Origin of the sequence: Methylobacterium sp. BTF04 (genome assembly GCF_010692745.1) — a bacterium.
Classification (GTDB): Bacteria; Pseudomonadota; Alphaproteobacteria; order Rhizobiales; family Beijerinckiaceae; genus Methylobacterium.
This window is the reverse complement of the sequence record NZ_JAAHTB010000019.1, coordinates 1-23518: the sequence shown is the minus strand read 5'-3', so window position 1 is coordinate 23518 and position 23518 is coordinate 1. Positions and strand designations below refer to the sequence as shown.

22 protein-coding genes and 1 tRNA gene are annotated in these 23518 nt (G+C 63.3%); 16 read left to right on the top strand and 7 right to left on the bottom strand.

What is annotated here, in order from left to right; genetic code table 11:
- The first annotated feature begins 86 nt into the window (after positions 1 to 86).
- The 3 genes from G3T14_RS13180 to G3T14_RS13170 all read left to right on the top strand — a co-directional run bounded on the left by G3T14_RS13180 (position 87) and on the right by G3T14_RS13170 (position 3991).
- A complete protein-coding gene (locus G3T14_RS13180; RefSeq protein WP_163643011.1) occupies positions 87 to 635 on the top strand; it encodes a formaldehyde-activating enzyme in 549 nt (182 codons plus the stop codon).
- Positions 636 to 640: 5 nt separating this feature from the next.
- Positions 641 to 1369, top strand: coding sequence for an RNA methyltransferase (locus tag G3T14_RS13175; protein ID WP_163643010.1), 729 nt, complete (start codon positions 641 to 643; stop codon positions 1367 to 1369).
- Positions 1370 to 1654: 285 nt separating this feature from the next.
- Positions 1655 to 3991, top strand: a complete 2337-nt coding sequence (locus tag G3T14_RS13170; RefSeq protein ID WP_163643009.1) for an EAL domain-containing protein — start codon at positions 1655 to 1657, stop codon at positions 3989 to 3991.
- A 13-nt stretch (positions 3992 to 4004) separates the two neighbouring features.
- Here the strand turns inward: G3T14_RS13170 and G3T14_RS13165 are convergent, their stop codons facing one another.
- The 4 genes from G3T14_RS13165 to G3T14_RS13150 all read right to left on the bottom strand — a co-directional run bounded on the left by G3T14_RS13165 (position 4005) and on the right by G3T14_RS13150 (position 7286).
- Positions 4005 to 5300 carry an aminotransferase class I/II-fold pyridoxal phosphate-dependent enzyme gene (locus G3T14_RS13165; protein WP_163643008.1) on the bottom strand — a complete coding sequence of 432 codons (1296 nt, stop codon included), beginning with the start codon at positions 5298 to 5300 and terminating at the stop codon, positions 4005 to 4007.
- Positions 5301 to 5329: 29 nt separating this feature from the next.
- Positions 5330 to 5716, bottom strand: a complete 387-nt coding sequence (locus tag G3T14_RS13160; protein ID WP_163643007.1) for a response regulator — start codon at positions 5714 to 5716, stop codon at positions 5330 to 5332.
- Between the two features lie 61 nt (positions 5717 to 5777).
- Positions 5778 to 5936, bottom strand: coding sequence for a hypothetical protein (locus G3T14_RS13155; RefSeq protein WP_163643006.1), 159 nt, complete (start codon positions 5934 to 5936; stop codon positions 5778 to 5780).
- Between the two features lie 69 nt (positions 5937 to 6005).
- The gene (locus tag G3T14_RS13150; protein WP_163643005.1) at positions 6006 to 7286 is read right to left on the bottom strand and encodes an O-acetylhomoserine aminocarboxypropyltransferase; all 1281 of its coding nucleotides are present in this window, start codon (positions 7284 to 7286) and stop codon (positions 6006 to 6008) included.
- 206 nt (positions 7287 to 7492) lie between these two features.
- Between G3T14_RS13150 and G3T14_RS13145 the strand changes: the two genes are divergently transcribed.
- The 3 genes from G3T14_RS13145 to G3T14_RS13135 all read left to right on the top strand — a co-directional run bounded on the left by G3T14_RS13145 (position 7493) and on the right by G3T14_RS13135 (position 11449).
- On the top strand, positions 7493 to 8776 hold the full coding sequence (locus G3T14_RS13145; protein ID WP_163643004.1) for an MFS transporter: 1284 nt from the start codon (positions 7493 to 7495) through the stop codon (positions 8774 to 8776).
- A 111-nt stretch (positions 8777 to 8887) separates the two neighbouring features.
- On the top strand, positions 8888 to 10573 hold the full coding sequence (locus tag G3T14_RS13140) for a DEAD/DEAH box helicase family protein (RefSeq protein WP_163643003.1): 1686 nt from the start codon (positions 8888 to 8890) through the stop codon (positions 10571 to 10573).
- An 18-nt stretch (positions 10574 to 10591) separates the two neighbouring features.
- Positions 10592 to 11449, top strand: coding sequence for a hypothetical protein (locus G3T14_RS13135; RefSeq protein ID WP_163643002.1), 858 nt, complete (start codon positions 10592 to 10594; stop codon positions 11447 to 11449).
- Positions 11450 to 11839: 390 nt separating this feature from the next.
- Here G3T14_RS13135 and G3T14_RS13130 read toward each other — a convergent pair whose 3' ends face one another.
- Positions 11840 to 12376 (bottom strand): CoA-binding protein, encoded by a 537-nt coding sequence (locus tag G3T14_RS13130; RefSeq protein WP_163643001.1) that lies wholly within the window; start codon positions 12374 to 12376, stop codon positions 11840 to 11842.
- Between the two features lie 45 nt (positions 12377 to 12421).
- On the opposite strand from G3T14_RS13130, the gene G3T14_RS13125 reads away from it, so the two are divergent.
- The 4 genes from G3T14_RS13125 (at position 12422) to G3T14_RS13110 (ending at position 14505) form a co-directional block, all read left to right on the top strand.
- On the top strand, positions 12422 to 12844 hold the full coding sequence (locus tag G3T14_RS13125; protein WP_246733324.1) for a PaaI family thioesterase: 423 nt from the start codon (positions 12422 to 12424) through the stop codon (positions 12842 to 12844).
- Between the two features lie 340 nt (positions 12845 to 13184).
- On the top strand, positions 13185 to 13646 hold the full coding sequence (gene rplM, locus G3T14_RS13120) for a 50S ribosomal protein L13 (protein WP_163643070.1): 462 nt from the start codon (positions 13185 to 13187) through the stop codon (positions 13644 to 13646).
- A 2-nt stretch (positions 13647 to 13648) separates the two neighbouring features.
- Positions 13649 to 14128, top strand: a complete 480-nt coding sequence (gene rpsI / locus G3T14_RS13115; RefSeq protein WP_163643000.1) for a 30S ribosomal protein S9 — start codon at positions 13649 to 13651, stop codon at positions 14126 to 14128.
- A 122-nt stretch (positions 14129 to 14250) separates the two neighbouring features.
- Entirely contained in the window at positions 14251 to 14505 is a 255-nt protein-coding gene (locus G3T14_RS13110) for a hypothetical protein (protein WP_163642999.1), read from the top strand.
- Here G3T14_RS13110 and G3T14_RS13105 read toward each other — a convergent pair whose 3' ends face one another.
- Positions 14506 to 15009 carry a hypothetical protein gene (locus G3T14_RS13105; protein ID WP_163642998.1) on the bottom strand — a complete coding sequence of 168 codons (504 nt, stop codon included), beginning with the start codon at positions 15007 to 15009 and terminating at the stop codon, positions 14506 to 14508.
- A 233-nt stretch (positions 15010 to 15242) separates the two neighbouring features.
- Here G3T14_RS13105 and argC point away from each other — a divergent pair, with 233 nt between their 5' ends.
- Both argC and G3T14_RS13095 read left to right on the top strand, forming a co-directional pair.
- Positions 15243 to 16193 (top strand): N-acetyl-gamma-glutamyl-phosphate reductase, encoded by a 951-nt coding sequence (gene argC / locus G3T14_RS13100; protein ID WP_163642997.1) that lies wholly within the window; start codon positions 15243 to 15245, stop codon positions 16191 to 16193.
- Between the two features lie 688 nt (positions 16194 to 16881).
- Positions 16882 to 17415: a MucR family transcriptional regulator gene (locus tag G3T14_RS13095; RefSeq protein WP_163642996.1), complete on the top strand. Its 534-nt coding sequence runs from the start codon at positions 16882 to 16884 to the stop codon at positions 17413 to 17415.
- A 350-nt stretch (positions 17416 to 17765) separates the two neighbouring features.
- Here the strand turns inward: G3T14_RS13095 and G3T14_RS13090 are convergent, their stop codons facing one another.
- Entirely contained in the window at positions 17766 to 19076 is a 1311-nt protein-coding gene (locus G3T14_RS13090; RefSeq protein ID WP_163643069.1) for a hemolysin family protein, read from the bottom strand.
- Positions 19077 to 19521: 445 nt separating this feature from the next.
- Here G3T14_RS13090 and G3T14_RS13085 point away from each other — a divergent pair, with 445 nt between their 5' ends.
- From G3T14_RS13085 to G3T14_RS13070, 4 genes are all read left to right on the top strand, one after another.
- On the top strand, positions 19522 to 19743 hold the full coding sequence (locus G3T14_RS13085; protein WP_163642995.1) for a hypothetical protein: 222 nt from the start codon (positions 19522 to 19524) through the stop codon (positions 19741 to 19743).
- A gap of 149 nt (positions 19744 to 19892) precedes the next feature.
- Entirely contained in the window at positions 19893 to 21305 is a 1413-nt protein-coding gene (locus tag G3T14_RS13080; protein WP_163642994.1) for an FAD-binding oxidoreductase, read from the top strand.
- 115 nt (positions 21306 to 21420) lie between these two features.
- Positions 21421 to 21497: transfer RNA gene (locus G3T14_RS13075), tRNA-Arg, on the top strand.
- Between the two features lie 483 nt (positions 21498 to 21980).
- A complete protein-coding gene (locus tag G3T14_RS13070; protein WP_163642993.1) occupies positions 21981 to 23171 on the top strand; it encodes a diguanylate cyclase in 1191 nt (396 codons plus the stop codon).
- Positions 23172 to 23518 lie beyond the last annotated feature (347 nt).

Sequence of the window (23518 nt, the reverse complement as noted above, 5' to 3'; positions counted from 1 at the left end):
TACCGTCGCGCTGGGGCTGGACATTCGGCGATCCACCGGGAATCTGCGCAGCGCTACCGGTACGGTGGTTCAGTCGAGGATCGACCATGAGCGAACGCATCATCCTGCGGGCCGGCGAGGCCCTCGTCGCGGGCGGCCCGCCCAACACGGCGGCCGAGCCGGAAGTCATCATCGGCGAGCTCGACGGCCCGGTGGGCACGGCGCTGGCGACCCTCACCGGCGATCAGGTCGTCGGCCATAGCCGCGTCTTCGCCCTGCTCAACACCGACATCATGGTGCGCCCGGTGACGCTGTGCGTTTCCAAGGTCAGCGTCGAGACCTCGAAATACACCTCGATCCTGATGGGCACGGTGCAGTTCGCCATCGCCAACGGCGTGCTCGATGCGGTGCGCCTCGGCTACATCCCGAAGGAGAAGGCCAACGATCTCGGCATCATCTGCTCGGTCTGGCTGAGCCCCGGCGTGATCGCGGCCGAGACGGTGGATCACAAGGCGTTGTTCGAGATCCAGCGCAAGGGCATGACCGAAGCGATCCGCAAGGCGATGGCCAACGAGCCGTCCATCGACTGGCTCCTGGAGAACCAGGACAAGATCATCCACAAATACTACCAGATGGGCCTGGACGGTAAGATCTAGCGCCGATGCCGACCGCGCCCGTCGTCATCCTGGTCGAACCGCAACTGGCCGAGAATATCGGCATGACGGCGCGCGCCATGGCGAATTTCGGCCTGTCCGAGCTTCGCCTCGTCGCCCCCAAGAATGGTTGGCCGAAGAAGGGTGTGCGTGAGGCAGCCTCTGGCGCCACTCACGTGCTCGATGCGGCCAGCGTCTACGCCACCGTTCCGGAGGCCATCGCCGATCTGAACTACCTCCTGGCGACCACCGCGCGCGAACGCGGCCAGATGAAGCGGGTCCTCGCCCCCGATGCGGCGATGACGCAGATCGTCGCGCGCGTCGGGCAGCGGGTGGGGATCGTGTTCGGGCGCGAACGCGTCGGCTTGAGCAACGACGAGGTCTCGCTGGCCGATGCCATCGTCACCTTCCCGGTGGATCCTGCCTTCTCCTCGCTGAATCTCGCGCAAGGGGTGCTGCTCATGGGCTACGAGTGGCGCAAGGCGGCGGGCCTCGCGCACCTGCCGTTCAGCGGCGAAATGCTGTCGCCACCAGCGACCCGCGAAGCAATGGCATCGCTGATCGGCAGCCTAGAAGACGGGCTTGCGACGGCCGGCTTCTACCCGCCCGAAAAGCGCGACATCATCGCCCGCAACATGCGCGACATGCTCCACCGCATGGAAATGACCGAGCAGGACGTCCGCACACTCCGCGGCGCCTTGCGCGCCCTGACCGGGCCGCGTGCACGCACCGACTGAGACGCTTTTCGCGTGATCCGATCGGAGTGTGCTCGACCCCCTACCTTATCCTGAGGAGCCGCCTCAGGATGAGGTTGTGGGTGGGACCGTTGCGATCGGATCGCACGAACGCCGACCGATACAGCTATCGATTGAGGTAGGGCGAGACTTTCCCGCAAAGCCTCGCGCAGTGTTTTTGAAAAGCCGAGATCCGTACCATCAGAGAATCCCAGGGATCTCGTGTCGGGGCGACAAAGCAGCACACCTTAACGCTAGTGCTACGATTGCCTGCCACGCTGATCCGACATGCCCATTCATCGCCTCACCTCCATCGGTGGAGAGTACGCCTCTCCCGAACGCGAAGCGGCCTTCCGGGCCGAGCGCCTTCCGGAAACGATTCGGCATGTCCGGCTGATCCTCGTCGTATCGGTCGTTCTCAACGGCCTCTTCCTGCTGAGCGACTGGCGCTTTTACGGAACGCCCCACTTCGCCGTGGCGGTGACGGCGCGGCTGTGCGTGGTGGTGGCCTCGGCATGGTGCCTCTGGGCTGCAGCGCGAGCGACCGACTTCCCGACCCTGCAACGGGCCATGATCGCGTGGGAGATCGCCACCGGGCTCGCCGTGGCTTTCCTGTGCTCGACCCATTCCGACCTTGCGCTGTTCGTCGCCCTGATGCTGCCGGCCGTGTTCATGCTGGCCCTGCCGACGCGCTTTCTCTGGACGATGATCTGCGGCAATGCCTGCGCGATCACGTTGCTGGCGGTCTACCTGCTGCCGCCGCCTCTGCCCTCCACCGCGATCGGCCTGGTTCTGGCCGTCGGCGTCTCCAACATCGCCGTCCTGCTGTTCGTCATGCGCTCGAACCGCCTCAGGCGGCTCGAATGGACGGCGACACAGGCCGAGCGCCGCGCCAACGACGAGCTCGCCGCGAGCCGCCTGCTGTTCGAGACGATGTTCAAGGCCGTGCCGGTTCCGATCGTCGTGTCCCGCCAGTCTGACGGCCAGATCGTCGCCACCAACGATGCCGGCACCACGTTCTTCGGCGTTCCACGGGGGGCCAGCCTGACCAGCTACCGCACCCGCGATCTCGTCGACCCGAACGATCTCCGCCTCATCCAGGCGCTGCTGAACGAGCGCGGGTCGGCCCGCGACCTGGAGCTCGGAGTCAACACCATCGGGGGCGACCGGCGCGACATCCTCCTGTCGGTGGAGGCCGTGAACGCCTACGGGGTTCCGTGCATCATCTCCAGCCTCGTCGACATCACGAGCCGCAAGGCGGTCGAGGAGCGCATCCGGGTCACGGCGAACCACGACGTCCTCACCGGCCTGCCCAACCGGGCGCTGTTCCAGGCGACCCTCGACACCGTCCTGGCCTCGGCCGAGGCGACGCAAGGACAGGTCGGGCTGATCATCCTGGACCTCGATGCGTTCAAGGAGGTCAACGACACCCTCGGTCACGAAGCCGGCGACACCTTGCTCAAGGAAGTCGGCCAGCGCCTGAGCGGTGCCGTGGCGCCGGGCGATCTCGTGGCCCGTCTCGGTGGCGATGAGTTCGTGATCATCGCCCCCTCCGGCGGTCGGGACGCGCGCCCCCGGTGCATCCACGATCTGGCGGCCAACATCCTCGCCGCGTTGAGCCCCACCATGCCGGTGGCCGGCCGGATCCTGGCGCCCCGGGCGAGCCTCGGCCTCGCGCTCTATCCAGAGCATGCCGCCAATCCCACCGACCTCTTCACCAACGCCGACCTCGCGCTCTATGCCGCCAAGGCGTCGGGCCGCAACCGCGCGACCCTGTTCGTTCCGGCATTGCGGGCGAGCATCGAGGATCGGGTCACCGTCGCCCGCGAAATGCGTTCGGCGCTGGTCGAAGGCGGCCTGATCCCGTTCTACCAGCCCAAGGTGAACCTCGCGACCGGCGCCGTCGTCGGGTTCGAGGCGCTCGCGCGCTGGGAGCACCCGACCCGTGGCCTCCTCGCCCCGGCGGCCTTCGCCACGGTCTTCGACGATTCCGAGATCGGTATGGCGGTGGGCCAGTGCCTGATGCGCAAGATCTTCGCCGACGTCGCCGGCTGGATCGCGCTCGGGCTCGATCCGGGCCGGGTCTTCCTCAACCTCTCGTCGGCGCAGTTCGCGCAAGGCGACCTGGCCGAGCGCCTCCTCGCCGACCTCGACAGCGCCGGCCTGCCACGGGATCGGATCGGCATCGAAGTGACCGAGACCGTTCTGCTCGGGGGACACGGCGACCGCGTCAGCCCCGTCCTCGACACCTTGCATGCGGCCGGTATACGCGTGGCGCTCGATGATTTCGGGACGGGCTACGCCTCGCTCACCCACCTGAAGCAATACCCGGTGGACGAGATCAAGATCGACCGCAGCTTCGTGCGGGATCTCGAGCGCGATGCCAACGACGCGGCCATCGTCGCCGCCGTGCTCCAGCTTGGACACAGTCTGCGCATCGACGTCACCGCCGAAGGCGTGGAGACCGAGGCACAGGCCCTGTTCCTCGAACGGGAGGGCTGCACCTTCGTGCAGGGATACCTCTACAGCAAGCCGATGCCGAAGAGCCGGGTGCCGTGGTTCCTGCAGAACCGCCCCGACCTCGCCAGCCGGGCGGAGGCCGACGCCGTCAGGCGCCAGGCCTGATCGCAGCCCCGTCTCAGGCGACCTTGGCCAGCGCCTGGTCGATATCGGCGATCAGGTCCTCGACGTTCTCCAGGCCGATGGAGAGGCGCACCGTTTCGGGGCCGACGAGGGCCGCCGCCTTGTCCGCATCCGGCAATTGCCGATGGGTGGTGGTGGCGGGGTGGATCACCAGCGACTTGATCTCGCCGATATTCACCAGATGCGACACGAGTTCGAGGCTGGTGATGAACTTGAGCGCCGCCTGCTCGCCGCCCTTGAACGCGAAGGTGAAGATCGAGCCCGGCCCGTCGGGTGCGTAGCGCGCGGCCAGGGCCTCACCCTCCTGGCCGGGCAAGGCCGGGTAGCTCACCCAGGCCACGGCGGGGTGATCCTTGAGGAAGGCGGCCACGGCCTTCGCATTGGAGCAATGGCGCGCCATCCGGAGCGGCAACGTCTCGATACCGGTGAGAGTCAGGAAGGCGTTCATCGGCGACAGGCCGGGGCCGAGATCGCGCAGACCGAACAGGCGGCACGCCACCGCGAAGCTGAAATCCGGGAAACGCTCGGCGATGTTCAGGCCCGGGTAATCGGGCCATTCGCCGGTGATGAGGTTGTAGCGGTCGCCCGAGGCCTTCCAGTCGAAGCGGCCGGCATCGCAGATGATGCCACCGATGGTCTGGCCGGAGCCGCCCAGGAACTTCGAGGTCGAGTGGATGACGATATCGGCGCCGTACTCGATCGGCCGGATCAGCGCCGGCGACGCCAGGGTGTTGTCGACCACGAGGGGCAGGTTGTGACGCCGCGCGACTGCGGCGATGCCCTCCAGGTCCATCACCATGGCGCACGGATTGACGATGGATTCGCAGACGATCGCCTTGGTCTCGGGCGTGATCTGCGCCTCGAAATCCGCCGGGCTCTGCCCCTTGGTGAATTGCGGCTTGAGATCGTAGCGCCCGCTGAGGCGGTTCATCAGGCCGAGAGAACCGCCGAACAGCCGCGAGGAGGCGACATAGGCGTCGCCGCTCTGCATGAGCGTCATGAGCACCAGGAGCAGGGCGGATTGTCCGGACGCGACGGCGACGGCGGACTTGGCCCCCTCCAGTGCGGCGACCCGGCGCTCCAGCGCGGCCACGGTGGGGTTCGAGCCGCGCGAATACGAGAATCCAGTGCGGCGCATGGCGAAGATGTCCGCCGCCTGCTCCGTCGAATCGAACACGAAGCCGTTCGTGAAGTAGATCGGCTGGATCCGTGCTCCGGTGGCCGGATCGGGCGCGGCACCGGCATGGACGGCCTGGGTCGCGAAGTTGAGGGGCTTGGTCTCGGTGGCCATGGGGCCTTCCGTTCTCGGGTCGCGGGGGATCAGGCGGCGCGGCGGACGAAGGCCCGCAGGGTCCGCACCAGGGTCGAGGGCTCGTAGGGCTTCGGAATGAAGCGGGCGCCGTCCGGCATGTCGTCCGGCCCCGGAATGCCCATTCCGGACACCACCAGCACCGGAATCGCCGGCCAGCGATGCGCCACCAGGCGGGCCAGGGCGAACCCGTCCATGGAGCCGCGCGGCATGTCGACATCGGTCATCAGCAAGCCGACATCGTTGCGAGCCTCGAGGACGCTCAGCGCCTTGTCGGCGTGGCTCGCCTCCACCACCCGGAATCCGGCATCCGACAGGGTGTCGGCGGCCTCCATCAGGAGCAGGCCGTCGTCTTCGACGAGGAGAACGACGGGGAGGTCTGACATGGTCTGCGTCATCGGCGGCCGGGCGCTCTCGCGAAACGGTAAGGGGCGGGCCTATTCCCCGCCACGGGTACCGTCAATAACGAGCGGTGCCGCGACTCCGTTTCACCAGCACCGGAACCCGCCGGCCGGAGAGAGGCGGCGCGCAGGCCACCGCGACCCCGACGAAGGCCATCATCACCGCGCAGAACACGAGCCCGTCGCTGAACCGCTCCACCCAATCGAATGACGACATCGGCGTCTCCCCTGGTCTGGAGCAAAGTCTGCGCGGCGCATGGTAAATGAAGGGTTAACGCCTTCATCGTCAGGCGCTTAGGGCCGAATCGAGATCGTCGATCAGGTCGCCCGGATCCTCGATGCCGATGGACAGCCGCACCACCTCCGGTCCGGCCCCGGCCGCGATCTTCTGCGGGTCGGTGAGCTGGCGGTGGGTGGTCGAGGCCGGGTGGATCACCAGCGACCGCGTGTCGCCGATATTGGCGAGATGCGAGAACAGGGTGAGGTTGGAAACCAGCTTCACGCCGGCCTCGTAGCCGCCCTTCAGGCCGAAGGTGAACACCGCCCCCGAACCGAGCGGCGAATAGCGCCGGGCGAGCTGGTGGTACCGGTCGGTCTCGAGGCCCGGATAGCTCACCCACTCCACCGCCGGATGGTTCTGGAGATGGGTCGCCACCACCAGCGCGTTGTCGCAATGGCGCTGCATCCGCAGGGGCAGGGTCTCGATGCCGTTGAGGATGAGGAAGGCATTGAACGGCGACAGCGCCGGCCCGAGGTCGCGCAGGCCGAGCACCCGGATCGCGATGGCGAAGCCGAAATTACCGAAGGTCTCCGAGAGCACCATGCCGGCATATTCGGGCCGCGGCTGCGACATCATCGGATAGCGGTCGTCCCCCGCCCACGGGAAGGTGCCGCCGTCGACGATGAGCCCGCCGATGGAATTGCCGTGGCCGCCGAGGAACTTCGTCGCCGAATGCACGACGATGTCGGCCCCGTGCTCGAACGGGCGGATCAGGTACGGCGTCGCCATGGTGTTGTCGACGATGAGCGGGATGTTGTGGCGCTTGGCGATGGCCGAGAGCGCCGCGATGTCGGTGATCACCCCACCCGGATTGGCGATCGACTCGCAGAAGATCGCCTTGGTGCGCGGCGTGATCGCGCGCTCGAACGACGACAGGTCGTCGGCATCCGCCCAGACCACGTTCCAGCCGAAGTTCTTGTAGGAATGGTTGAACTGGTTGATCGAGCCGCCGTAGAGCTTGTTCGAGGCGACGAACTCGTCCCCCGGCTGCATCAGCGCGTGCATGGTGAGAAATTCGGCCGCGTGACCGGAGGCGACGGCCACCGCCGCGGTGCCGCCCTCGAGCGCGGCGATGCGCTCTTCAAGCACCGCGTTGGTAGGGTTGGTGATGCGCGAATAGATGTTGCCGAAGGCCTGGAGCCCGAAAAGCGAGGCGGCGTGGTCGACGTCGTCGAACACGAACGAGGCCGTCTGGTAGATCGGCGTGGCGCGGGCGCCCGTGGTCGCATCGGGGGCGGCGCCGGCATGGATCGCCAGGGTGTTGAAGCCGGGCAGGCGGTCGGTCATGCAATCCTCCAGGGGCCGGCGGGCCAGCCTTCCCTTCTAATGCCGGGAAGGCCCTGCGCGAAAGAGGCGGCGTGCGCCTCATCCGCTTAAACGAACGAAGGTTCTTTATGGCGGACAAAGCGGACGGTCAACCCGTGCCTTTGCCGGAGAATGCGCTGCGGCGACGCGCTGTTCCGGATGACGAAGCTGGGCTAAGGGCCGCGTCCATGACCATCCCCAGCGCCGCCACCATCCCCACCGCCCGCATTCTCGTCGCCAGCTTCGTCGGCACCGCGATCGAGTTCTACGACTTCTACGTCTACGCCACCGCTGCGGCTCTGGTGATCGGGCCGATCTTCTTTCCCCCCGGCGATCCGGCGGTTCAGACGCTGGCGGCGTTCGCCACCTTCTCCATCGCCTTCGTGGCGCGCCCCCTCGGGGCGGCGTTCTTCGGCCATTTCGGCGACCGGGTCGGGCGCAAGGCGACGCTGGTGGCCTCGCTCCTGATCATGGGCCTGTCGACGGTGCTCATCGGCTGCCTGCCGACCTATGCAACCGCCGGCTGGTGGGCGCCCGCCGCCCTGTGCGTGCTGCGCTTCGGCCAGGGCCTCGGCTTTGGCGGCGAATGGGGCGGCGCGGCCCTGCTGGCGGTGGAGAACGCCCCGCCGGGACGGCGCGCGCTCTACGGCATCTTCCCGCAGCTCGGCGCGCCGGTGGGCTTCATCACCGCCAATCTCGGATTTCTCGGCCTCAGCCTCGCTCTGAGCCCGGCCGACTTCCAGGCCTGGGGCTGGCGCCTGCCGTTCCTCGCCTCGGCGATCCTTGTCGGCGTCGGCCTCTACGTCCGGGTCAGCCTCACCGAGACGCCGGTGTTCCGGGCGGCCCTGGCCCGGGCCGCGCCCGAGCGGGTACCGCTCGCCACGATCTTCACCCGCCACCTGCGCGCCACCATCCTGGGCACCCTCGCGATGGTGTCGTGCTACGCGGTGTTCTACCTCTCGACGGTGTTCGCGCTCAGCTACGGCACCGCGACCCTCGGCTTCCCGCGGCCGACCTTCCTGCTGTTCGAATGCGTCGCCGTGGTCTTCATGGCGATCGGCATCCCGCTCTCGGGCTGGGCCGCCGACGCCTATGGCCGCCGCCCGGTCCTCCTCACCGGCCTCGCCTTCACCGCCACCCTCGGCGCGCTGCTCGGCCCGATGCTGGGAAGCGGGCAGGGCGGTCTTGTGCTCGGCTTCCTGTGCCTCGGCCTGTTCGCCATGGGCTGGCTGTTCGGGCCGATGGGGGCACTGCTGCCGGAGCTGTTCCCGACCCGCGTGCGCTATACCGGCGCGTCGGTGACGTACAACCTCGCCGGGATTCTGGGAGCGTCCGCCGCGCCGTATCTGGCGCAGCGGTTGGTGGAGTGGGGCGGGATTGGTTGGGTGGGGCTTTATTTGGCTGTGGCGGCTGCGGTTAGTTTTGTGGCTGTGTGGTTGATGGCGGAGACTGGAGATTCGCGGCTCACCTAACTGAGCTGGCTGGACCCGTGAGAGCACAGGAAAGTGTCGACGTAGCACCGAGCAATTCACTTCCAGGTTGCATATCGTTCACGAAGCCGCAATGATGTGTGGTCAATCGAGATGGGTGAAGTTCATAACCGCCCAGAGATTGATCGGAGAAAAGCAATGGATTTTTCAACCCTAGGCGGAATTTCGAAGCAACCACGTCCTTTAGACCCAATTGAGATATTTGAAAGACTTCCAAATCTTCCTACAACCCCAAACGACATCTGGCGAGGCCAAACCGAGGCTCTACAAGAGTGGCACAAATCTCGAAAATGCGGCGACATACTTATAGCGCTCAATACTGGTGCTGGGAAAACACTAGCAGGGCTTTTGATTGCGCAAATTTTAGTGAACGAAGGACTCGATAACATCATATACGTTTGCTCTACTAAAGATCTCGTAGAACAAACGTCTCGTGAGGCTCGTAAAGTTGGCATTCAGCACACCACTCGTCTGAGCGGTACACAAAGTAATGATCTGTTTGAGAGCGGGAAAGCATTTTGCATCACAACATATCAAGTAATATTAAACGGGCTAAAGGGTTTCATTAATAAATTTCCTCCTTCTGCGATCATTTTTGATGACGCTCACGTGGCCGAGTCAATGATTCGCGACTCATATCTAATTAGATTTACATATGACTCGCACAAGGATCTTCTCAAGGAAGTGGTTGATCTATTCCATCCCCACTTTGCTGAACTAAATCGGGGACAACAATTCAAAGCATGCATCACTGGCGAGCGTCAAATCACAATGATGGCGGCGCCTAGTGGAACATTTGAGAGAAAAGAGCAGTTAATAGCTTTATTTGATAAATATAGAATAAATCTAGATCCGAGCCTGAAATACTCTTACCCAAATATCTCGGATCACCTAGATGTTTGCAGTGTACTGTTTTCACGTGGCACTTGCGAAATAACTCCTCCTTTCCTTCCATCGCTGTCGATAGATATATTTCAGAGGTCAATTCGGCGAGTTTATCTATCTGCCACTCTAAAGCAAAAATCTGATTTTATTAGAGCTTTTGGTCGAGCTCCGACAATATCAATAGAACCGAAAAATGATGCAGGTAACGGAGAGCGGGCTATTTTATTCGGAGGAAAAGTTGTCGATGGATTTTCGGTAGAATTCGCCAATAAGTTATCAGCAAAGAATAAAACTTTAGTTGCGGTTCCGAGCTACTTTATTGCGGATGCTTGGAAAAAATTTACTTCGCCGCCAAAAGCTGAAGATTTTACTGAGGCCTTAAATAATTTCCGAGAGGCGCGGACTGGAAAGTTTTTGCTAGTATCGCGAGTCGACGGAATTGACCTTCCAGATGCAACTTGTAGGGCAATGATTATCGATGGATTACCTGCAGGCTCTACGTTGCTAGAGAAATTTCAGTGGGAGTTCCTGAATATGAGGAACGCCCACGCTTTGCGGATCACCAATAGACTAGTTCAGCTTTTCGGCAGAATAAATCGTGGCAGAAAAGACTACGGAACGTTTTTCATTAACGGCGCTGCACTCAATGCGTGGTTAAATAATGATCGAAATCTTGCTCTTATGCCAGATTTATTACAGCAACAAATTATACTTGGGCGCCATGTACAACACGGTCTAGATATAACGACACACGAAAGCGCTATTGAGTTTGCAAGCAAAGTAATTGAAAGAAAAGAGAGTTGGTTAGATTATTATGGAAAAAATATCGATAAAAGTGAAATCGACTCTGACCACTCTAAAAAAGTAGAGCGCGAAAAAATCGATTTTCAATAAATCGCGGAGGCAGAAGCAGTGATTGGATCATTGCTATGGGAGAACGATAAAAATGGTGCACGAATATTCCTCGAAAAGAACATCGAGAAAGTTAGTCGATTAGACCCTTTACTTGCGGGTTGGCACAATATTTGGCTCGGAGGCCTATACGAGCAAGCTGGTGATTTTGGCAGTGCAGACGTCGCTTATCAGCGAGCGCGGGCTCGCCTAGGAACGAATATATTCCTCCCAAAACATGACAAAGATCAGGTGGTTAGCGCTAATCAAGTCGATCCATTCTCCTCCTCTGTGTTTGGTATAGTAGGGTTATCATCTGGCGAAGCATTTAACCGGGAGCTATTAAAGCTGACGAACCGGTTCGACGCTCTCAAAGGCGGTACCCCTTCTCAAATGGAAGAAGCGGTTCGCGCGTTGGGTGAATTTCTCGGATTTGACTCATCAAGACCAGATAATGACTTCAATACTGGACCCGACGTTTTGTGGATCGACAGAACCAATTCTGTCGCCGTCGCGCTCGAGTTAAAAACCGATAAAAACGATCCTGCTACATATTTTAAGAAGGATATAAGTCAGTGTCACGATCATATATCTTGGGTTTCTTCTGAAAAACCAGAAGTAAATCTATCTGTCCTGTATATTGTTGGCCCTAGCGGAAAATGTGACGTACAAGCGAACCCAATCTCTCAAATGGAATTACTCAATCCAATACATTTATCTAGTTTATCCGAAGAGATAATAGCTATAATTAAGGATATTCGCATGGCTCTACCATTGGAAAGACTAGAAAAACCTCGGCTTAAATGCAATGGCTTTGCTTGGTCATTAAAAGAAATCGCTATGAGATTTAAATCTACAAAGATTTTAAATATACGCTAATTTTATAATTTACAAATAATTATTTTATTCGATATTTATAATATACTTTTGAAACCAACAGATAATATTAGGTGTTTCAGTACTAATATATTAATAGTTTACTAGAATTAACGGGAAAACTTGATCTTCGGAAATCGTTCGATGACAACCACCTAATCCGCCGCCTCAACCCGCGGGGCGGCGGCCTCATCCTGCACCATAACTTCATTCATTTAATTTGCGGCGCATCGAGGGAGAGCGCAAGAACCCCATCCACTCAACTACAGCGAGATTACAAGAGATGTCGCTCATATCGACCTAGCGGAGCGGTTCGGCGATCCGTGCCTCCGCCCAAATGTACCCGCGGAAATTTACGGCTCAGCTTCACAAGAAGGAATACGCGTCGGCGCCTCAACGCGGGTCGATGCTAAACCGCTGGCTACCAGTCTTGGCCAAAATCGGCTTTTTCGAACTCAGCATCCGGGAGTTCACCCCCATCCAGCCGATCTCGCCGGAGATGCGCCCGAACTCGATCTTCGGGCAGCGGTTCATCACCACCGTCACGCCGGCCGCTTCGGCCCGTTCGGCCGCCGCATCGTCCCGCACGCCGAGCTGCATCCAGATCACCTTCGGCAGCACCGGGAGGGCGAGCGCCGCGTCGACGATGCCGCCGGCCGCGTCGGAATTGCGGAAGATCTCGACCATGTCGACGGGGCCGGGAAGATCGGCGAGCCGGCCGAAGACCGGCTGGCCGAGCAGGGTGTGGCCGGCGAGGCCCGGATTGACCGGGATCACGCCGTAGCCGCGCGAGAGCATGTACTTGCACACCAGATGGCTCGGGCGGACCGGACTGGCCGACGCGCCCACCAGCGCGATCGTGCGAGTCTGGGTGAGGATCGCGCGGATCAGCGCATCCGGATAGGCATCGTGGCGTGTCGGCTCTGGCATGGTGTGCAACTTGTCGGGCATCGGGCGCCGTGCTGCAAGGCGTCCATGCCCGTCATGACCCTCGCCGACACCATCGCCTTCCTCGACCGGGAGTTTCCGCAGATGCGGGCAGGCGGGCTCTACGAACTCGTCGCGGTCGGCCCGCTCACCGCCACCATGCGGATGGAGTTTCACGAGGGCCACCTGCGCCCCGGCGGCACGATTTCCGGCCCGGCGATGATGGCGCTCGCCGATTACGCGCTCTACGCGGCGATCCTCTCCAACATCGGCCCGGTGGGGCTCGCCGTCACCACGAGCCTCACTTTCAATTTCCTGCGCAAGCCCGGGCCGACCGCACTCGTCGCCGAGGCGCGGCTGATGAAACTCGGACGCCGGCTCGCCGTGGGCGAGGTGGCGATCACCGCCCCCGATTCGGACGACCGCGTCTGCCACGCGACGGGGACGTATTCGATCCCGCCGGAGCGGTAAGTGCGGCGCGCAAACCCTCCCCCTCCGCGGGGGAGGGTGGTCGCGGAGCGACCGGGAGAGGGGGCGACCTTTCCGGAAATGGCGCTCCCCTCATCCGACCCGCAACGCGGGCCACCTTCTCCCGCAGAGGGGAGAAGGGACACGAAGCACGGTATCCTGATACCACTATATCGAACCCGTTCGAACTGTTGCGGTTTTCGCCGTTTCGGCGCCCAAAACCGCATCCGGGCTTGACGGCGGGCCGGCCACCCCCTAATGACCCCGACAACGCCGCCGCGCCTCGAACGTGGCGGCGCATCGTTTTTCAGATCACACGGAACGCCACGGGATGAGCAGCGCGATGAAGACCTTTTCGCTGAAGCCCGCCGACGTCGACAAGAAGTGGATCATCGTCGATGCGGAGGGCCTGGTCGTCGGCCGGCTCGCCACCATCATCGCGATGCGCCTGCGTGGAAAGCACAAGCCCGCTTACACGCCCCACGTCGATTGCGGCGACAATGTCATCGTCATCAACGCCGAGAAGGTGAAGTTCACCGGCCGCAAGCGCGAGCAGAAGGTGTACTACCACCACACCGGTTATCCGGGCGGCATCAAGGAGCGGACTGCGAAGTTCATCCTCGACGGCCGGTTCCCCGAGCGCGTCGTCGAGAAGGCCGTGGAGCGCATGCTTCCGCGCGGCCCGCTCTTCCGCCAGATCATGGGCAACCTCCGGGTCTACAAGGGCTCCGAGCATCCCCACACCGCCCAGCAGCCGCAGGCGCTCGACGTCGGCAGCCTCAACCGCAAGAACGTGAGCGCTTGATCATGGCGACCCTCCAGTCCCTCTCCGACCTCACCCGCGGCAACGTCGAGTCGCCCGAGGACGCCGCTCCGGTCCACGTGCAGAAGCTCGATGCCCAGGGCCGCGCCTACGCCACCGGCAAGCGCAAGGACGCGGTCGCCCGCGTCTGGATCAAGCCCGGCAACGGCACTGTCATCGTCAACGGCCGCGCCGTCGAGACGTATTTCGCCCGTCCGGTGCTGCGCATGATCCTGCGCCAGCCGCTCACCATCGCCAACCGCGTCGACCAGTACGACATCACCGTCACGGTGCATGGCGGCGGTCTCTCGGGTCAGGCCGGCGCCGTGCGCCACGGCCTGTCCAAGGCGCTGACCTACTACGAGCCCGAGCTGCGCTCGCCGCTCAAGCGCGAAGGTTTCCTCACCCGCGACAGCCGCGTGGTCGAGCGCAAGAAGTACGGCCGCAAGAAGGCTCGCCGCAGCTTCCAGTTCTCGAAGCGCTGATCGCTCCGATCATCCAAATTTGGGAAAGGGCGGCGTCACAGCCGCCCTTTTCTTTTGCGCAGAGTCCGGCAGTCGTCCATGTACGGCGGCGCGGACAATCCATACCGAGAGACCCAGCAACGATGGCAAAACCCTTCCGGCGCGTTCAGGCCCCCATCGCGGGTGCCGTCACCCTCGTCCTGTCCCAGCCGGGAGAAGGCGTCGTCGGAGAGGTCAAGCTCGCCGATGGGCGCCTGTTCAGCACCACCGGGGCTTTGCCCGTGGCCCAGGCCTTCGGCATCGCCGTGCATGTGGCCAACGAGGGCGGCATGGAGATCGTGGTGGTCGATTCCCACAACCTCTGGAAGTCGTCCTGGGGCGAATTGACCGCCGCCTGATCAGGCGCTCAAGGCCTTTTCGAGGTCGTCCTTCGACATGGTCGAACGGCCGGGAATCTTTCGCTTTCGGGCCTCGGCGAGCAACGCCGCCTTCGTCGTCTTCTTAGTTCCTTCGCGCGCCGCGGCAGTCTTCTTGGCGACATCGTCAGGCTGCTTCGAGAATTGCCGGCCCTTGGCCGTATCGGCGCGCTTTTTCCGGGTGGTGCGCGCATACTCGTCGTCCGAGACCGCCGCGCGAGCTTTCTTCGGCAGGTAGCGCTCGCCGGTGTCGCCGCTCTTGGCACCCGACTTCGTATCCCAGTCTTCGTCGGTCCATTGCTTGAGGTGGTTGTCCTTCGACTTCGCACCCGCATAGCCGCCGCCGGCCTCCTTGTAGGCCTTGGTCGCGGCCTGGGCCTTGCGTGCCGACCATTGCCCCGGCTTGCCGCCCTTGTCCGATTCGGTGACCTTCGTCTTGATGCGGTCCCACAACTTGGGATCGGTTTTTTCCGCGCTTCCCGACATGCCCACAGCCTCACTGAATGGTCGTCTTGCTGAATCGTCGTCTGTGTCGACCACAACAGGACCGTGAGGACAGGTGTTCCGCGTCACCTGCTGGCACCCTTGGACAAACACGACTGTCATCAAGCGGTATCATGCCGCGGTGACAGCGTTGACTTGACGGAGCGCACCCGCCACGTCGCGCTGATCCCGCGTCGTGGATCCTGATCCCGCGCAGGACAATCAAGGTGAGAAGCATGAGCGAGCACGATGCGGGGCAGAAGCCCACGGTCTTCATCGACGGCGAAGCCGGCACCACGGGTCTCGGCATCCGCGAGCGGCTCACCCGCGAGGGCCGCGTCACCCTGAAGAGCATCCCGCACGAGAGCCGCAAGGATGCGGCGGTCAAGCGTGCCCTCCTCGCCGAAGTCGACCTCGTCGTCCTGTGCCTGCCCGACGATGCGGCGCGGGAGACCGTGGCGCTCGCCGATTCCCTCGATGGCGGCGGCCCGCGCATCCTCGACGCCAGCACCGCGCACCGGGTCGATCCGGCCTGGGTCTACGGCTTTGCCGAGTTGCATCCGGGTCAGGCCCAGGCGATCCGCGACGCGCGGCGGGTGGCCAACCCGGGCTGCTATCCCACCGGCGCCATTGCCCTGCTGCGCCCCCTGGTCGAGGCCGGCCTGATCGCGCCGGATTGTCCGGTGAGCATCAATGCCGTCAGCGGCTATAGCGGCGGCGGCAAGAGCATGATCGAGGCCTATGAGGCCGGGAAGGGCGCCGCGTTCCAGCTCTACGGCCTCGGCTTCGCGCACAAGCATCTGCCGGAGACCCAGACATACAGCCTGCTGACCCGGCGGCCGATCTTCATCCCCTCCGTCGGCAACTTCCGCCAGGGCATGCTGGTCAGTATCCCGTTGCATCTCGACACGCTTCCCGGCCAGCCGAGTGCCGGCGCCCTCGAGGCGGCTCTGGTGGCTTATTATGCGGGCGAGGACCTGGTGCAGGTCGTTCCGGGCGCGACCACGGGCGCCCATCTCGAGCGCATCGAACCGGAAGACCTCAACGACACCGACCGCCTCGAACTGCGCGTGTTCGGCAGCGACGCCTACCGTCAGGCCGTCCTGGTCGCCCGCCTCGACAATCTCGGCAAGGGCGCCTCGGGCGCAGCGGTGCAGAATATCGGGCTGATGCTCGGCCTCGACTGATCGCGACGCGCCAGGGCGAAGCCAAGTCGCCATCAAGTGGTCGGCCATAGCCACTTGGCCGATGGCCACCCTGCTCAGACAAGTCGACGGTGCTACGGATCTGCGCGAGACGCCACCGTCGACGGTCCCTGTCCATCGGCAAGACAGGTGAGGCAGTAGAGCGCACGCGCGATGCCGGTATCATCACAAAAAATTTTATTGCATCCTCAAGATATTGCCGGGCACTTAAAGCAAGTTTGATCGACCTTTGCTTGCGAGACATGTCCAGCGCAGTCGAGGTCCGGCACCCGGTGATCTCGACAGGTCCGACGCCCCGTTCGGCAGGCCCGGCATTGCGGGTGCGAGGGAGAAGCCCTCGAGCCGGGACGAGACACCGACAGCTTCGCCTGCGTGGACGGTGATCACCGAAGGCCACCGCAGGGTGATTCTCCTAAATCGCGTCGATGTCGCAAAGGATCGTCCCTGTCAGGTCTAACCCGGACAAGGCCAAGGCCGTAGCGGCAGCGCATGTTTGATCAACTGGCGCGAATCCGAGCGTTTTCAGCTGACGCTGCGTGAAAAACCATCGAGCAATCCACAACTAGTCGAGAAAAAAGCCGAGATACGTGCGCCAACATCTTGCTTGACAAAACATCTCAGCTTACGTTCATACAGATCTCCACCGCATGCAAATAACGGCGCGAACCTCATGACCGAAACCGACACCGACGCAGCCCGCTTGATCACACTCGCAGCGGACATCGTCTCTGCCTATGTGAGCAACAACCACGTTCAGAGCGCAGAGCTGCCCAAACTTCTCAGCGATGTGCACGAGGCGATCCGTGGCGTGTCGGCGATCGGGGCTCCCGCCGTCGATGCCGGTCCGCCCAAGGCGACCGCACCGGAAATTCGTCGCTCGATCTCGCCCGACTATCTGATCAGCTTCGAGGACGGCAAGCAGTACAAGACCCTGCGCCGGCACCTGACCTTGCGCGGCCTGACCCCGGAGCAGTATCGCGCCAAGTGGGGCCTGGCGCCCGACTATCCGATGACCTCGGCAAGCTATTCCGAGCAGCGCTCCGAACTGGCCCGGGCACTCGGGCTCGGCCAGCAGCGCCGCAAGGGCGTCGCGAAGGCGGCCCCCGAGGAGACCGTCAGCGCCCCGGCGCCGGAGCCGGTGGAAGCCGCCCCCGCTGCGCCCGAGAAGAAGAAGCGCGGCCCCCGCAAGAAGGCCGAAGCCTGAGACCGCGCGAGACCGGTATCGCGTCACGCTATCGATGATCGAAGGCCACCCCCACTCGGGTGGCCTTCTGCATTTGCACAGGGTTCGCCGCACTCCGGATTGTCTGGTCTTCCATCGACCCGCGCATGCGGCATCGGACCTGAAGAAGACCAGAGGGCCGAAGGTCCGGCCGCCGGCGATCCTGGGCGATACGCCGGCCTAAAACAGCCTCTACGGTGGAACGGCGATGCCTCGCCTCAAGCCGTCCCCGGCTGATCTCTTCGGTCTAGTGCAAGCGCGGGTGCCCATTCCTGAAAGGAGAGGGAGTCCGTTCCGCCATTCCCCACTGAGGTCGTTGGCAGGAAGCCGTATCAGGTCACCGGGATCGCCATGACCTTGTCGATCCGTCGGCCATCCATGTCGATCACCTCGAAGCGCCAGCCGTGGGCTTCGAAGGCGTCGCCCGTGGCGGGGATGCGGCCGAGGCGATAGATCACGAACCCGGCGAGCGTGGTGAATTCGTCGGTGGCCGGCCGCTCGGCGAAGGCGAGCCGCTCGAAAGCCAAGCCCGCCGGCATCATGCCGTCGATCAGCAGCGACCCGTCCTGGCGCTCCACCACCGAGGGCTCGTCGCCGACATCCGGGATGTTGCCGGCGATCGCCTCCATCAGGTCGGTCTGGGTGACGATGCCTTCGAGGCTTCCGTACTCGTCGACGACGACGGCCATGCGGACCGGCTGGCTCTGGAAGGTTTCGAGCACGGCCAGGATCGACATGCTTTCGTGCACGACGATGGGCGGCTGGGTGGCGGCGAGCACGTCGACCGGCTTGCCGTCGAGGAACTGGTCGAGGAGATCGCGCTTGCGCACCACGCCGACGATCTCGTCGACCTGACCGCGGCTCACCACCACCTGAGCGTGGTCGCATCCGCGCACGGCCTCGAGCATCTTTTCACGCGCGTCTCCGGCATCGACCCATTCGACCTCGTGGCGCGGGGTCATGATGTCCCGCACCCTGCGCTCGCTGATGGCGAAGATGCGCTCGACCGCTTCCTGCTGCACCTCCTGGATCAGCCCGGCTTCCTGGCTCGCCTGGACCAGCAGGTTGAGTTCCGCCGTGGAATGCAGGGCGCCCTCGCCGTGGCCCGCCTGCAGGCCGAACAGGCGGACGATGCCGTTGCCGAGACCGTTCAGGACGAGGATCGCCGGACGAAACACGAACAGGAAAATGCCGAGCGGGCGAACCACCGCAAGCGCGGTGCGCTCGCTCCGCTGCAGCGCGAGGCTCTTGGGCGCGAGTTCGCCCAGCACGATGTGCAACGCGGTAATGATGACGAAGGAGATCGCCACCGCAATGGTGTGCGCCGCCACCGCGCTGATGGAGACCGGCAGCCAGGCCAGCGCCGGCTCGATCAGATGGGCCAAAGCCGGTTCGCCGACCCAGCCCAGCGCCAGGGACGAAATCGTGATGCCGAGCTGCGTCGCCGCCAGATAGGCGTCGAGCTGGTCGGTGGCCCGCTGGAGCGCGCGGGCATTGGGACGACGACCCGTCACGAGTTCCGCGACCCGACTCCGCCGGACCGACACGAGGGCGAACTCGGCCGCCACGAAGAACCCGTTGGCGAACACGAGGACGAGAACGGCAAGGAGGCCGAGGCCGGTTGCCCAGATGGTGTCGGAAATCGTCGTATCCCCTTCTCGAACGGCAGCAGAGACTTGAAGCGTTTTCGCGCCAAACGGAGCCGGTACGCCTGACGCCGCGGCCCCTCGCCAACGACGGAGCCGTCTTCGTCTCCACGGAGACGGCTCTAGCAGTTCGGCCGGATGCGAGCCAACGGTCGGAACCCGTATCGGTCACGTCCGCTGGCCATCGTGACAGCGTGCGGGAGGGACGGGAGCGTCCAGAGACCCACGACAGGGCGGACTCACCGAAGTATCGGACAGATCGCTCGCCGACCGGGGACCGGACAAGACCGTACCCGCTGAGTGTTAGCCTGGCCGGATATGCGTGTGTCGAAATGCACGGCGCCGGCGATCTTGCGGCCGTCGCCGGCTGGCATCGTCCGAATTCGACGAAACCCGATGAAACGAACGGCACGCAGATTCATTGTTATTTCGAGATCAACCGATGTTGGTCGGCAACCGGGAAATGATGGTCGTGGCATCGTCTCGGAAAGGAGATGTCATGCGCAATTCTTTATGGACCCATCCCGGTTTTTTGGGGTTCGGCTGCAATCCGATCCTGACCGGCATCGCCCGCGCCTTGACGGACTTGTACGAGCCTCTGATGCGCGAGACATTGCCCGAGCGGTGGAATGTCCTGGTCGCCCGGTTCGACGCACGAACCTGAACCCCGGTCGGGCTGATTCGGGGCTTGACGGTGCGATACGGACGTTCGGGGGGTGATCCAAGCTCCGGACCGGCGCCAGCGCTTCCCTTCGCCGCCGAGGCGCGACATGGTCGGCTCAGCCCGATCCATCCCCGCGAGACTTTCGATCGATGTCGATTCCCGACGCCCTCGCGCCGTTCCACGCCTTGCTGGGGGAGGGCGGCGTTCTCACCGGCACCGACATGACCGGACGCTACACCCTCGACCACCGTGGATTGATGCAGGGCGAGACACCGGCGGTGCTGCGCCCGCGTTCGGTGGCGGAGGTGCAGGCCCTGGTCGGGCTGGCGAAGGATCACGGCTTCGGCCTCGTGCCCCAGGGCGGCAATACCGGCTATGTCGGCGGGGCGACCCCGGAGCCCGGACGGCGCCAGCTGGTGGTCAGCCTGGAGCGGATGACACGCATCCGCGCCGTCGATCCGCTGAATTTCAGTCTGGTCTGCGATGCCGGCGTGATCCTGGCGGACGCGCAGAAAGCGGCGGCCGCGAACGATCTTCTGCTGCCGCTCAGCCTCGGCTCGGAGGGGAGCTGCCGGCTCGGCGGCAACCTCGGCACCAATGCGGGCGGGCTTCAGGTCCTGCGCTACGGCATGACCCGCGATCTCGTGCTCGGGCTCGAAGTGGTGCTCCCCGACGGCACGCTGTTCTCCGACATGGGGACCTTGCGCAAGAACAACATCGGCTACGATCTCAAGCAAGTGTTCATCGGCGCCGAGGGCACCCTCGGCATCGTCACGGGCGTGGTCCTCAAGCTGTGGCCGGCCCAGGGCCAGCGCGCCACCGCGTGGCTGGAGCTGGCGGCGGACGCGCCGCTCCCGGAGATCGCCGCCATCGTGCGCCGGGAGACGTCTGATCTGGTCTCCACCTTCGAATTGATCTCGACCGCGTCCCTCGGCCTCGTGGCGGAGATGCGCGAGTCTGGGATCGGCTTGAAGACCGGGGAGGGCGGCGCGGTGCTGCTCGAACTCTCCGCGTCCAGCGCCCGCATTCCCCTCGACGACCTGCTCCTGGGCTGCCTCGAATCCCTGATGGAGCGCGGCTGGGTCACCGATGCGGTGCTGGCGCAATCGGAGGGTCAGCGACGCGCCATGTGGGCGGTGCGCGAGACGATTCCGGAGGGTGAGAAGCATGCCGGCGGATCGGTGAAACACGACATCGCCGTGCCGGTCTCTTGCCTCACGACGTTCCTCGCTCAAGGGGCCGCCCTCCTGGCGCAGCACATGCCGGACGTCTGCCTGTCGTTCTACGGCCATGTCGGCGACGGCAACATCCACTACAATCTGGTGGTCCCGAAGGGGCGCGATCGCGTCGACTTCACCCGCGAGGTCGAGGCCGGCATCGCCCACGACCTCTACGCCATCGCCATCGCGCTCGGCGGGAGCTTCAGCGCCGAATACGGCATCGGCCGCTTCAAGCGCGATCTCCTCGCCCGCTACGCCGAGCCGGCACGCCTCGACCTCATCGCCACCCTGAAGCACGCCCTTGATCCGGACGACCTGATGAATGCCGGGGCAATGGTGTGACACGCGAAAGGCCGGCCATCCGCCCTGGCCCCGTCGACCGACCGCCTCAGCGTGTGCCGCCTCGACGGCTTGACCAAGGGCCGGCACCGTGGCTTCTACGGCGCTTGGCACCCCCGACTCCGTAGCTCAGCTGGATAGAGCAGCCGCCTTCTAAGCGGCAGGTCGTTGGTTCGAGCCCAACCGGGGTCGCCAGCCTTTTCCCTTCGAGAGCAGAGGCTTAACAGACTGCGCTGGGCGGTTCGAACTGCCATTTGATGGCCGTGGTTACCTTGGGGTTACACAGAGGTTTCCGGGGAGAATTTCCGGCACCGCCCTTAAAAACATTCGCGGCGACGATCAAACCGCCGCTTAGCGATCGATTCGGTCGTAGACCGTCCGCCTTAAAACGGCCGTTCGGCTTAAAGCGACCGTTCGGCTTGCGACCCAACCCGGCCGCCTGGTTCGCCATGCGTGCTTCTTATGAGCGGCCATTCGTCAGCCCTCGGGCAATTTCGGCTCAGGGTGGGGAGCAGAAGTTATCTGTCCCGCCGGAAGCAGACATTCCGCATCCGATCTACCAAGCTGCTCTCGTTCAGAGATCGCATCCCAAGCCTATTCGGGTAAGGCGAAAGCCTGTTAATCGCTTCCACAGCTTCCGCTGAGATGATCCGCTGCGCGTGCGGAGGTGGAAGCAAAATGGGTGCGTTTTCGACACGATCTCTCACGATTGCATATGTCTTCGCCCTTGCACTCGTCGCTCTGATGTCACTCGTCTCTCATCTGACATTGCGTCAGGTGCTCGAACAGCATGAAGGCGCCGCCTCGGTGGTGAATATCAGCGGACGACAGCGCATGCTGTCCCAGCGCATCGCGAGCCTGTCGGCTCAATGGGCGATGGGCGATGCGGATGCACGCCGCGATTTGGGCGAGACTATCGACAGGTTCTCCGCCGCGCATGCCCGCCTCATGACCGGTGATGAGACGCTCGGTCTTCCAGAACCCTCGACGCCGGAGTTGAAGGCGCTGTACTTCGGCGGGGCCGATCCTCTCAACGAGCAGGTCAAAAGCTACATCGCCAAGGCGCGTGCGGTTCGCGACATGGCCTCGGACGATCCGCACATCCACGCCGCTCTCGCGCCCTTGTTTGCGGCAGCCCGAGAACCCCTCTTGAGCGGTTTAGACAGGGTCGTCAGCGAGCACGAACGTACAAGCCGAAGCCGCCTTAAAATGCTGCAGTGGCTGCAGAACGCCTCGCTTGTGGTTGTCCTTTTGACACTTCTCGCGGAAGCTGTCGGTATCTTCCGCCCGATGGTCGGCCGTATCTCGAACTACACCAAGAAGCTGATCACCATCGCGACCACGGATCCCCTGACGGGCGCCCTCAATCGTCGCAGTTTTACTGAGCGAGCACTCGCGGAGCTGGCGCGGGGACGTCGCTATGATCGCCCTACCTCCATGCTGATGATCGACGCGGATCGCTTCAAGTCGGTCAACGACACCTACGGGCACGCTGGCGGCGACGCGGTGCTTCAGGCTCTCACTTCGTCTCTCGGCCAGACGTTGCGACCAAGCGATGTCTTCGGCCGCTTGGGCGGAGAGGAATTTGGGGTCATCCTGCCTGAAACGGGGCTCGACGATGCGGCTCACGTTGCCGAGCGGATCCGCGCGGAACTGGCGTCACTCGTCGTCGGGTCAAATGGCGGATCCATTCGCTTCACCGTGAGCATCGGCGTGTCTCAGTTCGAACTGGGAGCCACCGAGTTGAAGCCGACGCTCGATCGTGCGGATGCCGCCCTCTACCAGGCCAAGGCTCAAGGCCGGGACTGCGTTGTGAGAAGCCTCGCTCCAGAAGTGCCGACACCAATTTCGATCATGGCGGTAGCCTAGGCTGTTCTATAACTTTGGCATTCTGCCCCTCCGGCACGGAAGCAGAACAGCCAAAATCCACCCGACCCAGACGTAAGTCATGCTCCCCCAACCTACCGCGAAGCGGACCCTCCGAGCGTCCGAGAAGGGTCCTGGCTGTGTCAAAACCCCGAAGATGGTACTCTTCTCCGGGTTGACCGGAGGCGGGCATGGGACGGTTTGTTGTCGGCGCTGAGCGCGATCAGACGACGCTGTTTCCGCCTTGTCTTGAAGACTGGATCGCCGAGGACAACCCGGTCCGCGTGGTCGATGCTGAACCGCCCCGGGTTTCCCGGAGGCTCCAACTCTTGAGAGACTGGAGCCATGAC